23 protein-coding genes and 1 tRNA gene are annotated in these 21524 nt (G+C 58.3%); 10 read left to right on the top strand and 14 right to left on the bottom strand.

The annotated features are described in order from the left end of the window. Positions 1–2: 2 nt before the first annotated feature. On the top strand, positions 3–722 hold the full coding sequence (locus BN1012_RS00740) for an enoyl-CoA hydratase/isomerase family protein (RefSeq protein ID WP_043948115.1): 720 nt from the start codon (positions 3–5) through the stop codon (positions 720–722). On the opposite strand, the gene BN1012_RS00735 is transcribed toward BN1012_RS00740, so the two are convergent. Next, positions 719–1501, bottom strand: a complete 783-nt coding sequence (locus BN1012_RS00735; RefSeq protein WP_043948114.1) for an SDR family NAD(P)-dependent oxidoreductase — start codon at positions 1499–1501, stop codon at positions 719–721. The genes BN1012_RS00740 and BN1012_RS00735 overlap by 4 nt on opposite strands. Before the next feature lie 144 nt (positions 1502–1645). Here BN1012_RS00735 and BN1012_RS00730 point away from each other — a divergent pair, with 144 nt between their 5' ends. Genes BN1012_RS00730 through BN1012_RS00720 form a run of 3 tightly spaced genes read left to right on the top strand, consistent with a single transcriptional unit; the run spans position 1646 to position 4445 of the window. Next, the gene (locus BN1012_RS00730) at positions 1646–2257 is read left to right on the top strand and encodes a glutathione S-transferase family protein (RefSeq protein WP_043948113.1); all 612 of its coding nucleotides are present in this window, start codon (positions 1646–1648) and stop codon (positions 2255–2257) included. Between the two features lie 29 nt (positions 2258–2286). Beyond that, on the top strand, positions 2287–3324 hold the full coding sequence (locus tag BN1012_RS00725) for a hypothetical protein (protein WP_043948112.1): 1038 nt from the start codon (positions 2287–2289) through the stop codon (positions 3322–3324). Positions 3325–3371: 47 nt separating this feature from the next. Further along, complete coding sequence (locus BN1012_RS00720) at positions 3372–4445, top strand: DUF2855 family protein (RefSeq protein ID WP_043948111.1); 1074 nt, start codon at positions 3372–3374, stop codon at positions 4443–4445. A 27-nt stretch (positions 4446–4472) separates the two neighbouring features. Here the strand turns inward: BN1012_RS00720 and BN1012_RS00715 are convergent, their stop codons facing one another. Both BN1012_RS00715 and BN1012_RS00710 read right to left on the bottom strand, forming a co-directional pair. Beyond that, a complete protein-coding gene (locus BN1012_RS00715; protein ID WP_043948110.1) occupies positions 4473–5195 on the bottom strand; it encodes a hypothetical protein in 723 nt (240 codons plus the stop codon). 146 nt (positions 5196–5341) lie between these two features. After that, positions 5342–7645, bottom strand: a complete 2304-nt coding sequence (locus tag BN1012_RS00710) for a molybdopterin-dependent oxidoreductase (RefSeq protein WP_043948109.1) — start codon at positions 7643–7645, stop codon at positions 5342–5344. 229 nt (positions 7646–7874) lie between these two features. On the opposite strand from BN1012_RS00710, the gene BN1012_RS00705 reads away from it, so the two are divergent. Together BN1012_RS00705 and BN1012_RS00700 are read left to right on the top strand one after the other, a co-directional pair. Beyond that, positions 7875–8381 (top strand): Hsp20 family protein, encoded by a 507-nt coding sequence (locus BN1012_RS00705; protein ID WP_043948108.1) that lies wholly within the window; start codon positions 7875–7877, stop codon positions 8379–8381. Positions 8382–8410: 29 nt separating this feature from the next. Next, positions 8411–8680, top strand: a complete 270-nt coding sequence (locus BN1012_RS00700) for a DUF1150 family protein (protein ID WP_197538324.1) — start codon at positions 8411–8413, stop codon at positions 8678–8680. Here the strand turns inward: BN1012_RS00700 and BN1012_RS00695 are convergent. Beyond that, positions 8677–9426, bottom strand: coding sequence for a hypothetical protein (locus tag BN1012_RS00695; RefSeq protein WP_052534277.1), 750 nt, complete (start codon positions 9424–9426; stop codon positions 8677–8679). The two genes, BN1012_RS00700 and BN1012_RS00695, sit on opposite strands and share 4 nt — an antisense overlap. Before the next feature lie 126 nt (positions 9427–9552). On the opposite strand from BN1012_RS00695, the gene BN1012_RS00690 reads away from it, so the two are divergent. After that, complete coding sequence (locus BN1012_RS00690; RefSeq protein ID WP_052534274.1) at positions 9553–10509, top strand: alpha/beta fold hydrolase; 957 nt, start codon at positions 9553–9555, stop codon at positions 10507–10509. Positions 10510–10554: 45 nt separating this feature from the next. On the opposite strand, the gene ptsN is transcribed toward BN1012_RS00690, so the two are convergent. The 9 genes from ptsN to BN1012_RS00645 form a co-directional block, all read right to left on the bottom strand. After that, on the bottom strand, positions 10555–11019 hold the full coding sequence (ptsN, locus tag BN1012_RS00685; protein WP_043948105.1) for a PTS IIA-like nitrogen regulatory protein PtsN: 465 nt from the start codon (positions 11017–11019) through the stop codon (positions 10555–10557). 109 nt (positions 11020–11128) lie between these two features. Then, complete coding sequence (gene hpf / locus BN1012_RS00680; protein WP_043948104.1) at positions 11129–11707, bottom strand: ribosome hibernation-promoting factor, HPF/YfiA family; 579 nt, start codon at positions 11705–11707, stop codon at positions 11129–11131. A 216-nt stretch (positions 11708–11923) separates the two neighbouring features. Next, positions 11924–13561 carry an RNA polymerase factor sigma-54 gene (gene rpoN / locus BN1012_RS00675; protein ID WP_043948103.1) on the bottom strand — a complete coding sequence of 546 codons (1638 nt, stop codon included), beginning with the start codon at positions 13559–13561 and terminating at the stop codon, positions 11924–11926. A gap of 18 nt (positions 13562–13579) precedes the next feature. Then, positions 13580–14383, bottom strand: coding sequence for an LPS export ABC transporter ATP-binding protein (gene lptB / locus BN1012_RS00670; protein ID WP_197538323.1), 804 nt, complete (start codon positions 14381–14383; stop codon positions 13580–13582). 116 nt (positions 14384–14499) lie between these two features. Continuing rightward, entirely contained in the window at positions 14500–15165 is a 666-nt protein-coding gene (locus BN1012_RS00665) for an LptA/OstA family protein (RefSeq protein ID WP_043948102.1), read from the bottom strand. Positions 15166–15233: 68 nt separating this feature from the next. Next, positions 15234–15938, bottom strand: coding sequence for an LPS export ABC transporter periplasmic protein LptC (lptC, locus tag BN1012_RS00660; protein WP_043948101.1), 705 nt, complete (start codon positions 15936–15938; stop codon positions 15234–15236). Further along, positions 15935–16975, bottom strand: coding sequence for a KpsF/GutQ family sugar-phosphate isomerase (locus BN1012_RS00655; protein WP_081826132.1), 1041 nt, complete (start codon positions 16973–16975; stop codon positions 15935–15937). Before BN1012_RS00655 ends, lptC begins: the two co-directional genes overlap by 4 nt. Positions 16976–17174: 199 nt before the next feature. Beyond that, positions 17175–17786 carry a ribonuclease D gene (locus tag BN1012_RS00650; RefSeq protein ID WP_043948100.1) on the bottom strand — a complete coding sequence of 204 codons (612 nt, stop codon included), beginning with the start codon at positions 17784–17786 and terminating at the stop codon, positions 17175–17177. A gap of 39 nt (positions 17787–17825) precedes the next feature. Next, a tRNA-Leu gene (locus BN1012_RS00645) sits at positions 17826–17908 on the bottom strand. A 109-nt stretch (positions 17909–18017) separates the two neighbouring features. On the opposite strand from BN1012_RS00645, the gene BN1012_RS00640 reads away from it, so the two are divergent. Together BN1012_RS00640 and BN1012_RS00635 are read left to right on the top strand one after the other, a co-directional pair. Beyond that, positions 18018–18542 carry a P-loop nucleotide/nucleoside kinase family protein gene (locus tag BN1012_RS00640; RefSeq protein WP_043948099.1) on the top strand — a complete coding sequence of 175 codons (525 nt, stop codon included), beginning with the start codon at positions 18018–18020 and terminating at the stop codon, positions 18540–18542. Between the two features lie 117 nt (positions 18543–18659). Further along, the gene (locus BN1012_RS00635) at positions 18660–19031 is read left to right on the top strand and encodes a PaaI family thioesterase (RefSeq protein WP_244442923.1); all 372 of its coding nucleotides are present in this window, start codon (positions 18660–18662) and stop codon (positions 19029–19031) included. Here BN1012_RS00635 and BN1012_RS00630 read toward each other — a convergent pair. Continuing rightward, positions 19028–20290, bottom strand: coding sequence for a cytochrome P450 (locus tag BN1012_RS00630; RefSeq protein WP_043948097.1), 1263 nt, complete (start codon positions 20288–20290; stop codon positions 19028–19030). The two genes, BN1012_RS00635 and BN1012_RS00630, sit on opposite strands and share 4 nt — an antisense overlap. Before the next feature lie 260 nt (positions 20291–20550). Between BN1012_RS00630 and BN1012_RS00625 the strand changes: the two genes are divergently transcribed. Next, positions 20551–21522, top strand: coding sequence for a complex I NDUFA9 subunit family protein (locus tag BN1012_RS00625; protein ID WP_043948096.1), 972 nt, complete (start codon positions 20551–20553; stop codon positions 21520–21522). Positions 21523–21524: the final 2 nt, after the last annotated feature.

Genomic DNA, 21524 nt, shown 5'->3' with positions numbered 1-21524 from the left:
CCATGATTTCCCTTACCCGCGAGAATGACGTTTTCACCCTCACCATGGATGCGGGCGAAAACCGCTGGAACACCACTTTTGTGCGTGACATCGACAAGGCACTCGACGAGGTGGAGGCGTCCTCCGGCCCGGCCGCACTTGTGACGCGGTCGACCGACACAAAGTTCTTTTCCAACGGGCTTGATCTTGAGTGGCGCCAGGACCCCTCAGCCCATCCGGAAGGCGGCGACGCGGACGCGTTCGGGGCAGAGTTCATGGCCCTCATGGGCCGCTTCATCACGCTGCCGGTTCCCACGATCTGCGCCATCAATGGTCATGCCTTTGGCGCTGGCTTCATGGTGGCTCTGTGCCACGACATCCGCATCATGCGCGAGGATCGCGGTTTCCTGTGCGCCAATGAAATGGCCATCGGTTTCCGCATCCCCTCCGCCGAGCTGGCGCTGTTCCGCCACAAGCTTTCGGGTAGCGCGTTTTATGAAACCGTGCAGTTTTCACGCCGCTGGGGCGGCCCGGACGCATTGGCGGCCGGTGTTGTCCAGCATGTTGCCTCCATGGAAGTCATTCCTGAACTGGCGCAACAGATTGCGGAACAGTCCGCCCCGCTGGCCGCCAATCGGGAATTGTTCGGTGACCAGAAGCAACGACTGTTTGGTGAGAACTCCGTCCTCAACCTGCCCCACGGCGCCGCCCACATGCTGAAGAATGCGGACCAGTTCGGCTAAGCGTTTCGGATGGTCAGACCACCGTCGACCGGGATGACAACGCCCGTCAGGTAGCTTGCGGCTGGCAGCACGACAGACAAAGTGATGTTGGCGACTTCTTCGGGAATGCCGTAGCGGCGCAAGGCCGTGCGGCGCTTGGAGAAAATCTCTTTGTGCTCGTCCGAGATGCCCGCCGTAATGCCGGTGATGATCGGACCGGGGCAAATGCAATTGGCCGTGATGCCTTCCTTGCCGAATTCCACCGCCATGGCGCGGGTCAGGCCAATGACGCCGGTCTTGGCGGCGACATAGGCTGAGTTCATCGACGTTGCCCCCAGACCTTCGGTCGAGGCCACATTGACGATGCGCGCTGCGTCGGACTTGCGCAGATGCGGCAGCGCTGCCTGCACCATGCGTTGATGCGACGTCAGCATCACGTTCAGGCTCAGGTCCCAGCTGTCTTCATATCCGTCTTCGCCCAGAGGTACCGGGCGCGCGAGGCCTGCATTGTTCACCACGATGTCGATGCCGCCGAAGGTTTCAGCGGTTGCAGCCGCCACTTGCTTGATGGCCTCGGGGTCCCCCACATCCAGCACCCAGGCCTTGGCGGTCTTGAAGCCTGCAGCTTCAATCTCAGCCACGACGGCGTCGCACGCCCCCTGCTCGAGATCCGTGACGGCGACGTTGGCTCCTTCGCGGGCGAACAGATGGGCTGTCGCGCGACCCATGCCGCTGGCCGCGCCGGTGATAATGGCTGTGCGTCCGGCAATTGAGCGGTCGAGGGGCTTGTAAGGTTCCATTGTTTCATCCCGATACCTGCGCGACCAAAAAATGGCAGTCGCTATGTCATTTTTTGTTTTCCAAAACACTCTAGCTGATAAAACACGGGTTAGAAAAACAAACAGACATGTGCCGATACCAGACCGATCACGGGGAGATCATCCATGCTAAAACTGCATTTCGCGCCAAACTCACGCGCCGGCCGCATCATGTGGCTACTGGAAGAACTCGAGCTGCCTTACGAGCTCAACAAGATGGCGTTTCATCCCAAGGATCTGAAGTCGGATGAGCACCGCGCCCGCCACCCACTTGGCCGCATCCCGGTTCTCGATGATGGTGACGTCTCGATCTACGAATCCGGCGCCATCGTTGAGTACATCCTGGAGCGCCACAAGAATGGCGGCCTGAAGCCTGCCGTCGCGGATGCGATGTACCCGGAATATCTCCAGTGGTTCCACTATTGCGAAGGCATGGTGATGCCCCCGATCAACACCATCGTTGTGCACACGCTGCTGCTGCCGGAAGACCGCCGGGATGCGACCGTGCTGGGGCAGGCGCAGCGTCTGTTGACAAAAGCCATGGGGCCGATAGAAGACGCCCTTGAGGGCCGTGACTATCTGATTGGAGATTTCTCCGGCGCTGACATCATGCTGGGCCACTCCATCTTCATGGCCAACCGCATGGGCTGCATTACCGACGACATGCCCAACCTCAAAGCCTATGTGGCCCGCATTGCCGCACGACCGGCCTTCGACAAAGCCATTAATGAGCAATAGCCGGCGGCGTTCGCCACACGAGGAAGCGCATGGCTGATCCAAACAACGCCATCGAGGCTCAGGCCGTGATGCACCACCAGTATTTTCTGGGGCTGCAGCTCATGGTCGCCTCCACCAAGGGGCCGGACATTGTTGGCGACTGGATGTTCCGTCTGTTTCGCCGACAGCATGAGGAAAAGTTTCTCTCCAGCTTTGAGAAGCTGGGTCTGTCCGACCTCCCCCCCGCCGTCGCCAGCGCGAAATACCACGTGCTGTCCAACGCCATGGGTGGGGTCAGTGTGGAGTATATGGCTGAGAGTGATACCAAGGCCTGGGTGCGCTTCCGCTATCCGCGCTGGATGTATGATGGTGCGACCATCTGCGGCATTCCCGTGCAAGCAAGCCGTGGCTTCCTGCGCGGCTGGTATGCACAAAACGGCGTATCGCTTGGAAATCCGCGTCTTGGATTTGTGTGCGTGTCTGAAGACATGACCGGTCAATTCGGGCTGTGCGGATATTTCCGTGAGTTCGATCACGACCTGACAGAAGATGAGCGGCTTCAGTTCGCGCCGGACGAAACGCCACCGCCGTACAAGGCCGAGGATCAGCCAGTCCCGCCGGACTCTCAATGGTCAGAAGAACGCCTTGCAAAGGCCAACCGCAACTATGCCATGGAGTATATTCGCAACGGCATGCAGGCATTGGTGTCGGTGATTGGCGCAGAGGAAGCAGGTGCACTGGCCACACGCGCGGCCAGACTTATCGGCCTGCAGACCTATCAGCACCTGGCCGGCATGGTGGGCGGACGCGATGGCGACGCGGCCGATGCTGCGCAGTTTCTCTCAACCATGTTCACCGGCATGGGCGATACCTGCGTGACAGAGACAATGTCGCCGCGGTCCGCGGCCACGCTCCGACAGAGTGGGCTGCGCATTGTTCGCGGTCTTGATGACACGGCGCGCGATGCTTTGCTAGCGCCATGGATTGAGCTGTGGCGCGGCGCGCTCAGCTCCTATCGCATTCGCAAAGAAGTTGATGTCACCCGCGACGGCGATAGCCTGTTGTGGACCATTCGAGACATCGTGTGATCTCAGATACCCCGTAACCCTGCACCCCCCATTCGCAAGGAAACCCAATGAGCCAGAACTTCGTCGTCAGCCGCGCTGATTTGCGCGACGCAAAACTTGCTTCCGCCACACCGCTTGAACCAGCAGCAGGTGAGGTCGTGCTCGAGATCGAACGTTTTGCCCTGACAGCCAACAACATATCCTACGGCATGGCCGGGGATATGCTGGGCTATTGGAGCTTTTTTCCCGCTGACGAGGGCCTTGGCCGCATTCCCGCCTGGGGCATCGCGCGGGTTACCAAGAGTGCTCATGCGGACGTCAAAGTTGGCGACAAGTTCTTTGGCTATGTGCCCATGTCCAACGAGGTGCTGATGACGCCTGTGGATGTATCGGCGCGCGGGTTCAGCGATGGAGCGGCGCATCGGGCACAGCTGCCGGCGATCTATCAGGAATATCTGGCGGTGACACCGGCCAATGGCTTTGACGGCAAGACGGATGATCTGCAGTGCATCCTGCGCATCCTGTTTGTCACTTCAATGCATATGGACGATCACTTTGCAGCCAATGACTTCTTTGGTGCCTCCACGCTGATCATCGGCAGTGCCTCGAGCAAGACAGGTTACGGGCTTGCCTATCTCGCCAGCAAACGGCCGGGCATCAAGGTTGTTGGTCTCACGTCTTCTTCCAACAAGGCCTTTGTGGAGGGTCTTGGCATCTATGACACGGTTCTTGCCTATGACGAGGTGGAGAAGCTCAGCCAGAACGAAGCGAGTGTGTATGTGGACATGTCCGGCAATCGGGATGTCCTGACGCGCATTCATACCCATCTGGGCGATGCTCTCAAAAACAGCACCGGCGTTGGCGCAACGCACTGGGACGCACCGCGCGACGACGCCGCGGAACTGCCCGGCCCGACGCCGGACTTCTTCTTTGTGCCGACGCATATGGTCGAGCATCGCGAGCGCGACGGCCTGGCAGGACACGATGCGCGCATCGTTGAAGGCTCGTCTGCGTTTTACGGCGCTGCCAAGAACTGGATTGATATCCAGACGCACGCCTTTGCCGACATGAGCGACACCTATGCGTCCTTGCTCAAGGGTGTGTCGCCGAAAGATGGGCATATTGTAGTAGCAGGTAGCTAGACGTTTGGACGACGTGCACCACGCGCTCTACTCGATTGGACTGTCGGCCGGGGCACTCTGGCGGTAGCTGTCTATTTGCAGCCGAAGCGCCTGATAGGTCGCCTTCAGTTGCGCATAGTCATCAACGTCCTCAGGATGGCGCATCAGCAACCACGCGTCCTCGTAGTAGGGCATCGTGACGATGCAATCGTCCCAGCTGGTGGCGCATTGCGTATAGAAGAAGTCTTCATCCTTTTGCCGACCGTATTCAGGGCTGTAGATGTAAAAGGATGCTGGAAAAGTCCCGAACATGCCGTTGTCATGGATTCCCTGGCATCTCAGGAAATCACCAATGCGCCGGCAGTCGTCATCCTTACGGCGAAGCTCCATCGCCTGATCAAGGCGTCCTTGATATGCCGCTGGTGAAGAGGTCGTGAGAACTGCGGTGTAGCCGGATTGGTCGCGCAAATTTACCGAGACAGACGCCGTCACAAACGGGTCTTCGGCGCACCCTGGTTGGGTGGCTGGATGGTTCTTGGGCGACCGAACGTGCGCGAAATCGAGATCGTTTGACGGGATTGCAAGGTCAAGCAGGACATCAAAAGAGTCCCCCACATTCCGGGCGCGCACGGACTCCGGCGTGGATAAATGGGCATGGAACGTGTCCGTTTCCTGACACCCCCATTTGGAGGGTGTGAACTCATCTGCTGACAGACGATGTTTACCGCTGCCTTCGTCATCGCTTCCCCATGGTTCGATTTCAGAGGCCACAGCTCCCGCATGCCAGGCGCATGCGCATATAAGGATACAAGCAAATCGGGAGAACGAGTACATCATTGGGCAATCCATTGAGTGGCAGGGGCAATTTTCATACCACCATACACACTCAATGATAGCAAACTTCATGTACCCGGAAGTTACATTGCCTCCAGCCGCGCCGGAACGAACTTGTGGTGTGGCGTGCCGAAGAACTTGTCTTTGTTCGCAAGTGACGTCAGCTCATTGACTGACACACCTTGCAACTCGTCCTTACCCTGAGCATTAGGATAAAGTAGCCCAAGTCCGTTCGGCAGCGACAGAGTTCCCTGACGCATGCGGTCGTCATAGGCCACCAGCACCTCGGCCTCGCCGGCTTTCGTGACGACCTTTGCCTTGCCGCCGTCCTTGATGCCGGCTCCAATGGCGTCGTCTGGATGCACAGCCATGGAAATTGCGTCGTTGCTCTTGCGCCATTCCGGGTCACGAATGATCGTGTTGGCTGTGTAAGAGCGGCGCTCACCTGCCGCCAGCACAAAGTCATAATCGTCTTGGGCCTCCACCAGGTCCTGCATGTCTGACAGGCCATCCACTTCGTCCAGCATTTCAGCGACGTTGAGATGGATGCGGTTGTCTGCGTGCCGCAGCTTTTCAAACGAGTCCTCGATGTTGTCTTCCGCAAACACCACGCCGGAGTGACCTTCAAGAATTGCCTTGAAGAGATTGAGCGCGAGCTCTGGTCCATCGCCCTCAAAGCCTGCTTGGCGCAAAGATTTTTCATGTGCCATGGCGTATCGCTGGGTCGCGCCCCAATAGAGCGCCGCAGCTTCTGCGCCTTCGGGCAAGGCTGCCCCCATGGTGCGGTACAGAATGTAGCTGAGATATTTGAAGCTCCCGGGATTGGCGCCCAGATACTCCATTGCTGCTGCGGAATAGGCCTTAAGGCCATTCTTGGCAGCCTTTTTCAGGGGGGCAAGCTCGGCCGGGTCAATAACGCCCAATGCGTCCATGATACGGGCGTGAATTTCCGGTTCCGGCAGGACGTTGCCGACCGGTTTCAGGACCGGCGGACGCAGGTGATGCACGTTCTTGGGGAACTCGAAATTGAAAAATGTCGCTTCCCATTTTTCATACTGGCTCGGCGACGGCAGCACATAGTGTGCTTCACGGGCTGTTTCCGTCATGGCCACGTCCATCACCACGACCAGATCAAGCGCGCGCAAGGCTTCGCGCCACTTGGTGCTGTCCGCCATGGAGTGCGCCGGGTTGCCACTCTCGATCCACATGGCGCGATACCGATTGGGATGGTCGGTGAGAATCTCGTCAGGCACCGTATTGCAAGGCACTAGACCCGATACAATGCGTGCGCCGGTCACGGGGGACTTGCGGTAGTCCTGCTCATACCCGTCTTCGTCCTCCTCACCTACATCATCAAAGCCAAAGAACGGCCCGACAAGCTGGGTCAACGGCGCCATGGTGTGGAGCTTGCCGAAATTGCCCGTGACCATCATCAGCAGATTGTTGAGGTAGGAATTGAGCGTTGAGTGCGGTGCCATCTGAAGACCAATGTCCTCATAGCTTGCAGCCGTCTCCGCCTTCCCGACCGCTTCGGCGGCCTCTTTCAGGAGGGCAGGCTCGATGCCGGCATATTCTGCATACGCATCAACATCAATATCGGCGAAGCGCTTGCGAACGGCCTCAAGACCACTGGTATGCTCTGCATGCCAATCTTCGGGGACGAGGTCCGACTGGATGATGTGCGCAATCATGGCGGAGAGGCACCAGCTGTCTCGACCGGGTTTCACGGCCAGGTGATAGTCCGCAAATTCAGCTGATTCAGAACGGCGTGGATCAATGACGATCAAGGAGCGGTTTTCGTCCTTGGCGATCTGGCGGATCATGACACGCGCCCGCTGATAGCCGTTGGACTGCCACGGGTTCTTGCCGATGATGACGACGGCCTGCGCGTCATGCACTTCACCATGGACATTGGCACCGAACATGCGGCCCATGACCCAGGCCATGCCGGTTTTTTCCTGCGCCAAAGCGTTGGTCTGATATTTCATGCCGAGCGCTGCGCGCACGCTTGAGAAATAGGCCCCGCCCAGATGATTGCCCTGGCCGCCGCCGCCATAGCGGAAAATCTTGTCACCGCCATGCTCGTCACGGATCGCTGCCATCTTGGTAGCGACCTCCGTGATGGCGGTGTCCCAGTCAATTTCCTCAAAGGTGCCGTCATCGCGGCGGCGCAAGGGCGATGTCAGCCGGTCCTTGCCGTTGACGTAGTAGTCGATCTGCAGGGCCTTGTTGCAGGTGTAGCCGCGCGACGCCGGGTGGTTCTTATCGCCCTTCACGCGGGTGATGTGACGGTCGCCTTCGCCGCCCACCTGCACCTGAATGCCGCAATTGGCGTAACACAGGTTACACGCCGTGCTCAGCCACTCGCCTTTTGCTGCGTCTGCCATCTGCCTAGCCTCCCGAGAGTCCGTTTGTTTTTAAAACCCTATGGCGGTTGATGCGTTTCTCCAAAGGAAAACAGCACTCCAGGTACAGGCAGCGACATCTTGATCTTCTGGCCGGAGAGTCCCATTTATTAAGTGTCCGGTGCCCATAATGGGGCTGGATGGGTTGATTTGTGGCCAAAAACCGCACCAACCCTAGAGAAAAGCCGCTTTTTTGTGAGGGCTTTGGGCTATGACACGGGTTACCCCTTTTACCCATCCGCTGTTGTTGGGCTTTGACGGGCTTGAACAGCTTTTGGACCGGGTCGGACGGCTTTCAAATGAAGGCTATCCGCCATTCAACATCGAACAGACCTCTCCGGTAGAGGGCGAAAGTGGTGTGCATCACTTCCGCATCACGCTGGCTGTCGCCGGGTTCACCCGCGACGAGCTGTCTGTGACGGTTGAGGGCAATGAGCTCATCATCAAGGGCAAGCAGACCGAGGACGAAGATCGCGCCTTCCTGCATCGCGGCATTGCTGCGCGGCAGTTTGTGCGGGTGTTTGTTCTTGCAGACGGCCTGGATGTTGAGACTGCCGATCTGGAAAACGGATTGCTGAGCATCGACCTCGTCAAGCCAGAACCCAGCCAGACGGCGCGACGGATTGAGATTGGTTCATCGGCCACCGGCGACAGGGCTCGCGACGCAAAAGAGATCGACGCAGAAGAAATACCTGTGCCCACAAAGACTGCCGTCTAGATAGAGGCAGGAGTAAAGGAGTACACACGATGAATAATGAAACACAGTTCGTAGACTTGCTGGCGCCGATGAGCAGCAAGGACTTCGCCGCCTTTGGCGCGCCCAAGACCGTCTATGTCCGCGAAGTTGGACCAGACGCTGTGCGCGATGTTGTGGGTGATGAAACAGACATCCCGACGGATGCCCGGTTCTTTGCGGTACACGCCGCTGATGGTACCCGCATGGCCATCGTCGATGATCGCGATGCGGCTTTTGCCGGCGCGCGTCAGTATGATCTCGAGCCGGTCAGCGTCCATTAACGGCGCGGCGGAAAGTCCACCCACGTCTTCATCCCAAGCTCGTCAAACTTGATCCTTCGTTCAATCAGCTTGCGGCGCAGACGCGTATCAACCAACTCCTTTGGCAATAAGGGGTCCAGGTTGATGTGCTTGATCACCTGATCACCAAGCAAAAGGGTTTTGCGGGCAAGGTCTTCTATCGCGGTGTCCTTGGCGTGCCGACTTACATCATCCATTGCGCCAATGAGGTCTTGGTACCCGGCTTCTATTTTGGCCCGGTCCCATAGCCTGGCCGGATTGAAGTCGTCCGGCCCGCTGACGTCCGTCGCGCTGATGAGCAGGCCTTCAGCTTCCAGGCCAATGTCCTGCAATCTTGCGGCCGTCTTTTGCAGCGGATCTACCAGATTGGCTGGTCTGATCCAGACACCAGACACGTCTTCGCGAAAGCCGAACAATCGCAAGGCGCGCTCGCGGCGGGCCAGTTGTGTTTTGTCGGCTCTTCCCAGGTGGCTTACATGGGCAATCAGCCACGCACCCGTCCAATCCGTCAGCGCATCCTCAACTGTGCGCCACGATCTTAGTCGCTTGTTGAGAGCGTGCACTTGTGCCGCTGCCTCATAAGTGCCGCGGGTTGGCGACACGAGCAGTCCTTGCTTTACCAACCGGCCCAATGACACCCGCAATGCCGCAGGTTCTATCCCGAACAAGCGACCAGCCTCAATCAACCTGTTGACCGTAAGTCGGCCATCCGGATTGGCACCAAGCATGGTTAAAACCAGCTGTTTGGGTTTTATCGCCGAGGGTTCCATTTTATAACTTTATTTTTCTTTTGCCGGTTTTTCATGTTACATATGCGAATTCAGGAAACGTACTTGGGTTGTGAAGGACACGCCATGGCTGACATTTATGAGCAAGCTCACTTCGATGAAGACCCGGGGGAAGTCTACGTAACGCCAGAGGAACGCTTTGCGGATCTCCTACGCTATGACTTTGCGCCCAACTATATTGAGTGGCGCGGTCTCAAGATGCACTACACCGATGAAGGTCCCAAGGACGGTTCACAGAAGGGAACTTTCTTGATGGTCCATGGCAACCCAGGCTGGTCGTATCTCTATCACGACTGGATCCCTCAGCTTGTTCAGGATGGGTATCGCTGCATCGCGCTCGACCTCATTGGCCATGGTCGCTCCGACAAGCCGACCAACCGCAACTGGTATTCAGTCCGAAAGCACATCGATTCAGTCAGCCACTTGATCTCGGCATTGAATCTCACGTCTGTGAATCTTGTCGTTCAGGACTGGGGCGGCATTATCGGACTGAGTAACATTCTAACTCGTCCCAATCTTTTCGATCGGCTTTTCATTTTCAACACAGCGATCGCCCATCATGGCTTTCATTTCGCGGAGGGTTTGCAGGTCTGGAAAGAAACAACGCGGGACCCTGCCAAATACGCCACCGACATGCCGGTCGGCGATATCGTTTCCATGTCGTTGCGCGTCAATACTGCTGAGAAAGACGAGATGAAGACTGCATTTGATGCGCCATGGCCGGACGTAAAGTCCAAGGCGAGCATCATGCAGTTTCCGTTTCTCATACCCTATGATGACGACCGCAGTCCGCTGCGCAATCTGTGTGAGGACGTGTTTCAGGCATTGAAAAAGTGGGACCACTGTCCGGTTCATTTCGTCTTTGGCGACGATGACTGGACCTATCCGTGGGATTGGGCAGTGGAATGGTCGTCGCAGGTACCTGGCGCGACGCTTGATCGAATCCAGGGAGCCAGCCACTTCGTGCAGATAGAGAATGCTGATGCGTGCGTTGGCGCTATCCGCAACCGATTGGCCGCCTGAAGGCTGAGCCGACGCTCACTGTATTGTTGACCCGAGTGAGAATGCCTAGGCCGCGTGGCTTTCAGCAGGGCGTGTCAGGGTCTGGTAGATCTCGTCCGCCGAACTTGCGTTGCGCAGCGTATTGGTGACGCCTTCGTTGCGCAGCAGGCGCGAGATGCGCGCCAGTGCCTTGAGATGGTCGGCACCGGATTCTTCTGGCACCAGCAGCAGGAACACTAGGTCCACCGGCTCATCGTCCACAGCATCAAACTCTATGGATGTCTCGAGGCGTGCAAAGAACCCCTCAAGCTGGGTCATCTCTGAAAGACGGGCATGAGGAATGGCAATGCCATGGCCAACACCGGTTGAGCCCAGGCGCTCGCGCTCAATCAACGCGTCGAAAATGACGCGCGCATCAATACCGCTGGCTTCACTGGCCCGGGCGGCCAGGTCCTGAAGAACCTGCTTTTTGCTGCCTGCATGGAGGCTTGCAAATACGCGGTCGGCCGCCAAAAGATCTGAAAGATCCATGTCACGTCCCTGAATGGCATGCCCTCAGCCGAACCGGCATTATAGCATGCAAAAAATCAAAATCCTGCACGGTCGATTACGTCGAACCCGCGCGCGTTACAGGTGCCGGTCAGCCCTTGCTGCCGAGTTCCACCCAACCGATGTTCCCGTCGTCGCGGCGATACACCATATTCACGTCACCCGCCTCGCCCGCCTTGAACAGCAGGAAGGGCGCGTCGGCCAAGTCCATGCGCATGACAGCTTCACCAACTGACAGGCGCTGTAGTTTGGTCGTGGTTTCAGCAATGATGATGGGCTGATCATCGGCACTGTCCGCCGCATCATGTTCTTCAGCTTCCGCAGCAAGCACGCGTGCGGGAAGGTCAATTTCTTCAGGTGCCTGGCGGCCTTCTGCGTGATGATCTTTCAGCCGGCGCTTGTGACGACGCAGACGCTTTTCCATCTTTTCAGCGGCGCCATCAAAAGACGCATAGATGTCGCCCGCGCGATCCTTGGTCTGCAGCACGACGCCGTGACCAAGCCGCAAGGTGCAATCGGCCTGAAACTCGTGACCTTCTTTTGAAAACACCACATGGGCGTCGGTGGCGCGGCCGAGATACTTCTCAGCGGCTGCCTCAAGACGATCCGTCACATGGGTCCGCAATGCGTCCCCCACATCAATATGCTTGCCGGTAACCTGAACCTGCATGGAGCCTCAAATATCAAAAGTCGTGTTGTGAAGCGCGGCTACCAAACATGTGCGCTGGCAGCGCGTCGGCGGTTCCCCGCCTCTCCTCGAAAATCGCCTCTCAAAGGCCAACATTCGCGTACGAGCGCCGGACCCTAGTGAGGTCGCTTGGGGGTGTCAACTCGCGGTTTTACACCCTTGGATCACGGTAAAGCCGGGCCAAACAAACCTTATTTGTCAAGCACTTAGACGTTTTGCCCGGCGACGTTCAACCGATGATGGAATGTGCATGGCTTCGCGGTATTTCGCCACGGTACGCCGCGCAATATCAATGCCGCTGAGCTTGAGAATCTCAACAATCTTGTCATCAGACAGGATTTTTGCCGGGCTTTCTGCATCCACCAGTTCGCGAATCCGATGGCGCACCGCCTCAGCCGAGTGGGCATCCCCGCCATCGGTGGCTGAAATCGCTGAAGTGAAGAAATATTTCAGCTCGAACACACCGCGCGACGTTGCCATGAACTTGTTCGAGGTCACGCGACTCACCGTCGACTCATGCATCTCGATGGCGTCAGCGATGGTCTTCAAATTGAGAGGCCGCAGGTGCGATATGCCATGGGCAAAGAAGCCGTCCTGCTGGCGGACGATCTCGCGGCTGACCTTCAAAATCGTGCGCGCGCGCTGGTCGAGGCTTTTGACCAGCCAGTTGGCGCTCTGCAGGCAGTCCGACAGGTACAGCTTGTCGTCCTTCTTCTGCGTCGCGCCTGAGACCGTTGCGTAATACTGCTGGTTCACAAGCACGCGCGGCAATGTCTCGGTGTTGAGTTCGACGGTCCAGCCGCCACCCTGAGCGGAGCGGACAAATACATCCGGCACCACGGGGGCTGCCGCCTCGCCACCAAAGGTCAGACCCGGGCGCGGATCCAAAGACCGCACTTCTTCGATCATATCGCGGATGTCTTCTTCATCAACGCCACAGACCTTGCACAGCTGGTTGAGATCCCGGCGTGCCACAAGCTCGAGATTGTCCAGGAAGCACTGCATGGCGGGATCAAGATGATCCATCTCTGCAAGCTGGAGCGCCATGCACTCCTTGAGCGAGCGGGCCATGACGCCTGTGGGTTCAAAGCCGCGCATCACCGTCAGGACTTCGTCCACGTCCTTGCGTGGCGAGCCAAGGCGTGAGGCAATGTCATTAAGACCGTCAACACCATCTTCAAGATCGTCAAAGCGCAGATAGCCCGCATCATCAACGCAATCGATCAGGAATCGTCCGATCATGCGTTTGGCCGGGTCAAATATCGCCACGTCCAGTTGCTCGGTCAGGTGCTCATGCAATGTCAGGTCGCGGGTGAGCCGGCTTTCGAGATCAAGCTCGCTGTCGCCGCCAACGCCACCGCCTGATCCGCCGGCGGAAGATGACCAGTCGGAGCCGCCAAGCGCCGCAGGCGTCGCATCAGCTTCCGTACCCGACCGATCAGAGCCTGTATCTTCCGGGTACATGTCTTCAAAGCCGGAATCAATTTCGGTTGCGGGTGACGCATCATCAAGCGACACCGGCGCCGGGTCTGGCTCGGCCATGGCGTCACCTGAAGCGCTCGCAGTCGTGTCGGCGCTGCTGCTGTCCCCACCCATATCCGCATTTGTGTCGGTATTGGCGCTGTCAGCGCGCTCGCGTTCGGCGCTTTCGCCGGCAAGGTCAGGTATCTCTGCGCGCTCATCGCGGTCCAGAAGCGGGTTTTTCTCCAGCTCCTGCTCAACAAAAGACGCAAGTTCGATATTTGAAAGCTGCAGGAGTTTGATGGCCTGCTGCAGCTGGGGCGTCATGACCAGGGACTGGCCCTGGCGCATCTCCAGACGTGGTGCTAATGCCATCGCGCCCCGCTTCCCCGCCTACAGCGAAAAGCGCTCGCCGAGATACAGGCGACGAACATCTTCGTTGCCAACAATCTCGGAGGGCAGGCCTTCAAGCAGAAGGCGCCCATCATGGATGATGTATGCGCGGTCGATCAGCTCAAGCGTCTCACGCACATTATGGTCGGTGATCAACACACCGATGCCACGGTCCTTGAGGTGGCTCACAAGCTCGTGGATGTCACCGGTCGCGATTGGATCAATACCGGCAAAGGGCTCATCAAGCAGCATGTAGTTTGGCTGCGCGGCCATGGCGCGGGCAATTTCCACACGACGCCGTTCACCGCCTGACAGGGCAACTGATGGCGTGCGGCGCAGATGGGTGATCGAGAATTCTGCCAGCAATTCATCCAGCATGTTCTCGCGGCGGCCGTGGTCGCTCTCCACAAGCTCGATGACGGCACGAATGTTCTCTTCAACTGTCAGCCCACGGAAGATGGATGCTTCCTGTGGCAGGTAACCGATGCCCATACGGGCGCGGCGATACATGGGCAGCTTGGAGATGTCGACGCCGTCCAATTCGACTGAGCCATAGTCCGCCTCGATAAGTCCGGCGATCATGTAAAAGCAGGTTGTCTTGCCGGCGCCGTTTGGTCCCAGCAGGCCCACGGCCTCGCCACGCTCCACATTCATGGACACGCCACGCACAACAGGGCGCTTATTGAAGCTCTTGCCGATGCCTTCAATGATCAACCCGGACGATGCCGCAACAAGACGCGGGCCGCCGGATTGCTCCGTGGCATTCGCTGTCTGTCCTGTGGTTTCCCCGTTCATACCGGTCATTAGTTAGCCTGCGCGCTTAAAAATCTGTGAACCATGATGGTCTGACGGCAAAAAAGGCACGATTTTTGCCTTCCTGTGTCGGATCATCGGAAAAATATGCCCCCAACGGCTGTCTATCAGCCGCCTTCTTCTTCGTCGGCCGGGACGAATACGGAGCGAACACGCCCGCCCTGGCTGCCTTCAGCGCCAGCTGCACCTGCATCTACGACCGTCTGGCCGGTATCCAGATTCATAACCAGCTTCTGGCCGCGAATGACGTTTTCACCCTGGGTGAGCACGACGGTGTCGCCCATGTAGATTTCGCGCTTCTTCATGTCGTAGAGCGCCCAGTCACCCACTGCGGTCTGACCGTCAATGTCGGTGATGATGACGTTTCCCTTGGCATCAATTTTGGTGATGCTCTGGCCGGGCGCCGGACCGGGCTCAGGATCGCCCTCAAACCCTTCGGGCACATCTTCCTTCACCAGTTCAGCCTCAGCCTCGCCTTCGGCCTTGTCTTTTTGCACATAGTGCACAAAGACCTTGTCGGCGCGCAGTCGCATGGTGCCCTGCACAGCGTCCACCCTGCCCGTGAAGATGGCGAGGTTTTCTGCACGCTTCCACTCGGCTGTGTCCGACACAACTTCGATGGGCTCGCCGGGATCATCCGTAAATCCATCGCCGGTTTCCTGCGCTTCTTCCTGGGCCATAGCCGACGGGATGAGAGCAGCACTGCCAACTGCCACCACAAGGGAAAAACATGCTGCGGGCAGAAGCCGGCTTAGGTCTTGTATCTTCTTCATCGTATTCAATCGCTTTCCTGCGTCATGCCCCGACGTTCGTATGCAGCCAGCCCCGGCCGCTCGTCTGGTTATTCGTCTGCGATTCCAAAAATGCTGGACGACCCACCGCCGCCCGCATCAAATATCACGACCTTGGAACCATTGATCAGCGTGATCGTGTTGCCGGAGTCCGTCACGCGCAGGCCACCACCTTCCGCTGTTCCATCAGGCCCCTGCGCAAACACAGGCGTGTCGCTGGAAATATCGCCGGACGCCAGATCAACCCGTACAAGGTCACCCTGAAACTGGAAGCCGCCATCGGTGAACAGCATCACGTCCTTTTCAAGATCGATCCATTCTTCGTCCGTGTTCAGCAATCCGTTCAATGACGTGACAGATGTCCAAGAGGATTGAGTGGCGCTCACAAGGTCACCTTGAACATTGTCAAGATGAATGAGAGCTGGATCGTCCGCATCCTGAACGGCACTTGTTGCCGTGATGGTGTATGGCTGCCCTTCGTCGTCAATGTCAGAGATGCGCGGGCTGACCATGCGCAGATCATCCGTACGCGATGTCACTTCCGAAAATGTAATGTCCAGTTCGTCCGGGCCGTCAAAGGTGCCGGACAGAAAAAGCAGTGCCACAATGAGTGCGGCCGCCGTCAGCGCCAATCCAAGTTTCATGGCCGATACGAACCGGCTGTAAGCTCTGGCGCTTGCAGCATTGGCCTGCTTGCGCTGCCCCGTCGGGGTCGTGCGCCGTTGCAATGTGCTGGATGTTCCGCTGAGGCTCATGCAAAGCCTGCCCGCAGCAAGTCGTGCATATGCAGGATGCCCACAGGCGCCTGAGGGTCGTTGGATGCTGTGTCCACGACGAACAGAACCATCACCGGTGGGTCAACTTCATTCATCTGGGCAATGGCTTCACCGGCCAAGGCATCCTTGGCAATGGTGCGCGGCGAAGGCGTCATGACCTCTGTCGCGTCTCTGCTCACCAGGTCTGCGCCCAGATGCCGACGCAGATCGCCATCGGTGATGACGCCGATCAACCGTCCCGCAATATCGCCAACACCCGTGCAGCCAAATCCGCTTGCGGTAATCTGCGCAACCGCCTGAGGCACCTTCGTATCCCGCTTGACCATCGGCACACGCTCGACGGGATGCATGATGTCTGACACGCGCACCAGCATCTGGCCCAAGCGGCCACCGGGATGCAGTTCGCGATATTTGTCCTTGGTGAAGCCGCGCCGCTCCATGAGCGCCACTGCAAGCGCGTCTCCGAGTGCAATCATCATTGTGGAGGATGTGGTCGGAGCCATGCCCATGGGGCAAGCTTCTTCCGCCTCGGGCAGATGCAGCAGCACCGTGGCCGCCCGCGCCAGAGTCGAGTCCGCTTTGCTGGTAATGGCAATCAGCGGTGTGTTGATGCGTTTGCCATGGGCAATGATGTCGCCAAGCTCCTGGTTCTCACCGGAGTTGGACAGCACCAACAGGCAGTCTCCCCGGGTGACCATGCCCAGGTCGCCATGGCTGGCCTCACCGGGATGCACGTAATGGGCGGGCGTCCCTGTTGAGGCCAGGGTCGCGGCAATCTTGCGTGCCACGTGGCCGCTCTTGCCCATGCCGGACACAATCACGCGGCCCTGCGTGGCCTGCATGGCGTCCACAGCCTGGGAAAATCGACCATCCAGGGTGTCGCGCAGCTTTGCCAGTGCATCTGAGGCAAGGGTCAGCACACGGCCAGCAGCTTCGCGGTCCTCAGGTCCTGGCTCGGAAGCGGAGTCCGGGTCAGCAGACTCTGTCGCCGAAGCTGGTATCTGTGTCTTGGCCATAGAATGAAGTGCCGCTTTCCCGGAGAAATCCAGACGCCAATCCAGACGCCCATGCCGCGCCGAAAAGGCGCGTTTAAGCAAAAACCTTGCCAGAAGCAAGAGCTTGCGCCGGAGTATGTCTCCGCAGGCCCTGTAGGGTCAACCAGAATGCCCATAAATCAGGCGTTTTGGAGGCGTGCAGCTGCCGAAATTGCGGGTCCTAGTGTGAAAAAATATCCACGTCCGGCCAACCGGCGAGATCAAGGCTCGCGCGGGTGGGCAGGAAGTCAAAACAGGCCTGAGCCAGCTCTGTGCGCCCCTCGCGCGCCAGCATCATATCGAGGCGCTCTTTGAGCTTGTGGAGATGCAGCACGTCTGAGGCAGCATAGGCCAGCTGTGCCTCGCTCAGGGTATCGGCACCCCAGTCCGAGCTTTGCTGCTGCTTCGACATATCAATGCCCAGCAATTCGCGGCTCAGATCCTTGAGCCCGTGGCGGTCCGTGTAGGTGCGCACCAGCTTGGATGCGATCTTGGTGCAATAGACAGGGGCACATTCGACGCCCAGGTATTTGCGCACCATGCCAACGTCAAAGCGCGCGAAGTGAAAGAGCTTCACGCAGGCCGGGTCAGCAAACATTTTTTTGAGGTTCGGGCAGTCATAGGTCGCCCGGTCCATCTGCACCACATGGGCGGTGCCGTCGCCTGAGGAAAGCTGCACCACGCACAGTTCATCACGATGCGGGTTGAGACCCATGGTTTCGGTGTCGACCGCGACGACCGCGCCGAGGTCCAGACCGTCAGGCAGATCGCCCTTGTGGAGTGTTGTTGTCATGGGCCGGACAATGCACCGGTTTTTTACTGTCGTGAAGAGTGGTGCCCAGGAGAAAACTCGAACTTCCACGTCCTTTCGGACACTAGCACCTGAAGCTAGCGNNNNAATTCCGCCACCTGGGCCCGTGCGGTCGCCATGTCCGGCGGCACGAGGGGGCGAGTGATAGCGCTGCGGACCCGACGGATCAAGCCTAGAATGTGATTTCGTCAGGGATTCGCAGGACAAACGCATATGACGCAGCTTCTCATACTCTCAGGCCTGCCCGGTACCGGCAAAACCACCCTCGCCCGACCCCTCGCCCGAACCCTTGGTGCCGTCTATGTGCGGGTGGACACCATTGAGCAGGCCATCCGGTCGTCCCCGATGGCACCGGTGGAGGTGGTGGACCATGGCTATCGCGTGGCCATGGACGTCGCCGCAGACAATCTGGCGCTGGGGCTCGATGTGGTGGCAGAGAGCGTCAATCCGTGGGCACTGACCCGGGAGGCATGGCGAACGATCGCGCAGGATGCAGGTGCTTTGGCTCATGAGATTGAGCTTGTGTGCAGCGATGCCGCCGACCACCGCAACCGGGTTGAGACACGGACCACAGACATCGCGGACTTCAATTTGCCGAGCTGGGACGACGTAACGGGCCGCGACTACGCACCCTGGCCCGAGCCGCATCTGATTGTGGATACATCCATCCACGCGCCTGATGACGCCGTTGCTTTTATTCTTGAGCAGATTGGCGCTGCGCAAATCGATACGCCATAAACGCAAATTGGCGATATAGACCATACGGTCTATTACAAAGTCACCCAACAGGAGTGACCTGCATTGAACAGCTCAATGATTGCCGATGGCTTCAAGCCGCATTTTCGCAGAAGCCCCATGACTGATCCGTGGGAGCCCTTATACTCGCGCGTTGATGACAGTTCTGTGGTGATTGGCGTCACGGCGGGGGAAGCCCACTGCAATTCGCGGGGGCTTGTGCATGGCGGGTTGATATCAGCGCTGGCCGACAACGCCATGGGGCTGAGCTGCGTGCAGGCCCAACGCGATGCAGGCAATGAGGTGGCGGGGGCCGTTACCGTTACGCTTCATGTCGATTTTCTGCGTCCCGCCAAGCAGGGGCAGTGGCTTGAATTTACAACCACCGCCATCAAAACCGGTCGCAGCATGGACATGGCACAGGGCAAAGTGACAGCAGATGGCCGCGACTGCGCCTTTGTCAGCGCAACATTCAGTGTCGTGTCCGCTTAAGACATCCGTACACGGATTTCCTTGTAGCGGTCGGGACGATCGGGATCTTTCACCGGATTTTGTGTAATCAACTCAATTGACTTTGGCCCCAGCAAGAGCGCTTCAAGGGCCGCTTTTGTTTCGTAGCGCGCCAGCGCTGACCCCAGACAGAAATGAATGCCAAAGCCAAATGACATGTGTTTCGTGCCGGTGCGCTGGATGTTGAACGCATCAGGCTCGTCAAACTGAGCAGCGTCGCGATTGGCAGATCCAAGCGACACGCGCACAGTATCACCAGCCCGAATGGTCTTGCCGCCAAGCTCCACATCCTGTGTTGCCCGACGGTTGGTTGAGGTGGACTGGTTGGGGTGGTGAAAGCGCAGGATTTCTTCCAGCACATTGTCCATCAGGCTGTGATCCGCTCGCAGCGCCGCCAGTTGCTCGGGGTGGGTCAGCAGCAAAAAGGCGCCACTGGAGATCATCCGCTCGGTGGTTGTGCCAGCCGCTGTAAAAATCGTCATGATGGCGGACGCTACTTCGCCGCCGGTCAGTTTCTGATCGTCTTCAGACGTCTGGATCAGGGCCGAGATCAGGTCTGCGCGCGGCTCCCGGGCGCGGCTGGCAATCAGCTCGCCCATGTAGGTGCTCTGCCATTTGGCGCCGGTGAGCGCCTCTGCCCATTCTTCGTCCGAGCGCTTGGGTGCCATCAACCGGGCGGCGAGCTCAAAATTGCGCCGGAACAGATCCCGGTCTTCAGCTGGAATGCCGATGATGTCTGACGCCACAATAATCGGCAGGTGAAAGGCAAAATCCGTGATCAGGTCAAACTCGCCTTTGGCCTTCACATCGGCCATCAACGCGTCCACGACCGCCTGTATCTTGTCGGCGCGCTCCGATATCTCACGGCGCGAGAAAGCCTGATTGACGAGCTTGCGCACGCGGGAATGATCCGGCGGGTCCTGCTGGTTGAACGACAGCGCCAGGCCCTTGGACATTGTCTTTTCCGCGTCGGACGCTTTTTTGCCGCTCTTGCCCTCTGGACCCTTGGCGTCTTTGCCAATCGGGTTATTTGCGCCGAACCCTGCTTTCTGGCTGGAAAAGCGGGCAGGATCACCCAGAACTGCCCGCACATCCTCATATCGCGTCACAAACCAGTAGCCATGCTGTGACCAATGCACCGGATCATGTTCGCGCAGCCAGGCCAGCGTCGGCTCCGGATTGCTCTCAAAGGCATAGCTGTGCAGGTCCGGATTGGATGGATCGATTTGGGCTGAAGACATGAAGGGTTTTCCCGGGATGTTCGTCTTTTGCGCGGTTCACACAAAGCCTAGAGCGCTGGACCGGGCCTGCCAAACCAAACGGCGTGCCCGCTGCGCGATCGGGCCAAATCAGCGCGGGCCCATGAGCCCCCTAGGCGCATATGCCCAGCTGCGCTATTTAGGGTGTCAGCAAATCAACTACGGCTTGATCCGGCTTTGAACAGGCCAGCCTTGAATAAGCCAACCTTGAACAAGCCAGCCTGGAATAAGGAAGACGCGGCGTGAGCGCGAAAATCGTAACAGTCTTTGGTGGATCCGGTTTTGTGGGCCGCCACGTGGTCCGGGAACTGGCAAAGCGTGGATACCGGGTGCGGGCAGCCGTACGGCGCCCCTCGCTTGCAGGATTTGTGCGCACCATGGGCCTGCCGGGACAGGTGGAAGCGGTTTATGCCGACATCAAGGACGATGAATCCGTCGCCCGCGCGCTTTCCGGTGCCGACATGGCGGTCAATCTGGTCGGCATTCTGTATGAAAGTGGCAAGCAGAAATTTGATGCCCTTCAGGCAGAAGCAGCCGGGCGCATTGCATGGTCGGCCAAGGCGAAAGGCGTTGAACGGCTCGTGCACGTCTCGGCAATCGGTGCTGATCCAGACAGCCCTGCCAAATATGCGTCTTCCAAAGCTGAGGGCGAAGCTGCTGTGCTGGACGCCTTCCCGGACGCTGTCATCCTGCGTCCGTCCATCATTTTCGGGAATGGCGACGGCTTCTTCAATCGCTTTGCCGCCATGGCAAAATTTTCACCGGCCCTGCCGCTTCTTGGTGGCGGCCACACAAAAATGCAGCCCGTCTATGTGGATGATGTGGCGGATGCGGTGTGCACAGCTCTCGAAGACACCTCGACACAGGGCAAGACCTACGAGCTTGGTGGACCGACGGTCTACAGCTTCAAGGAACTGATGCAGATCGTTCTCGATGAGACGCAGCGCAAACGCATTCTTGCACCGATCCCCTGGTCAATCGCTCGTTTGCAGGGCCGCATTCTGGGACTGCTCCCCGCCCCCTTGCTGACGCTGGACCAGGTTCGAATGCTTGAAACCGACAATGTGGTCAGCGAGGAAGCGACGTCACAGAACCGCACAATCGAAGATCTGGGCATCACGCCCAAATCAGTTGAAGCCATTGTGCCGGGCTATTTGTGGATGTATCGTCGTCAGGGTCAGTATGCGGAAGATATCAAGCGGGAAACGGTGTAGCG

Source organism: Candidatus Phaeomarinobacter ectocarpi (assembly GCF_000689395.1).
GTDB lineage: Bacteria > Pseudomonadota > Alphaproteobacteria > CGMCC-115125 > CGMCC-115125 > Pyruvatibacter > Pyruvatibacter ectocarpi.
The sequence above is the reverse complement of the archived record's forward strand: the minus strand, read 5'-3'. Positions and strand labels throughout refer to the sequence as shown.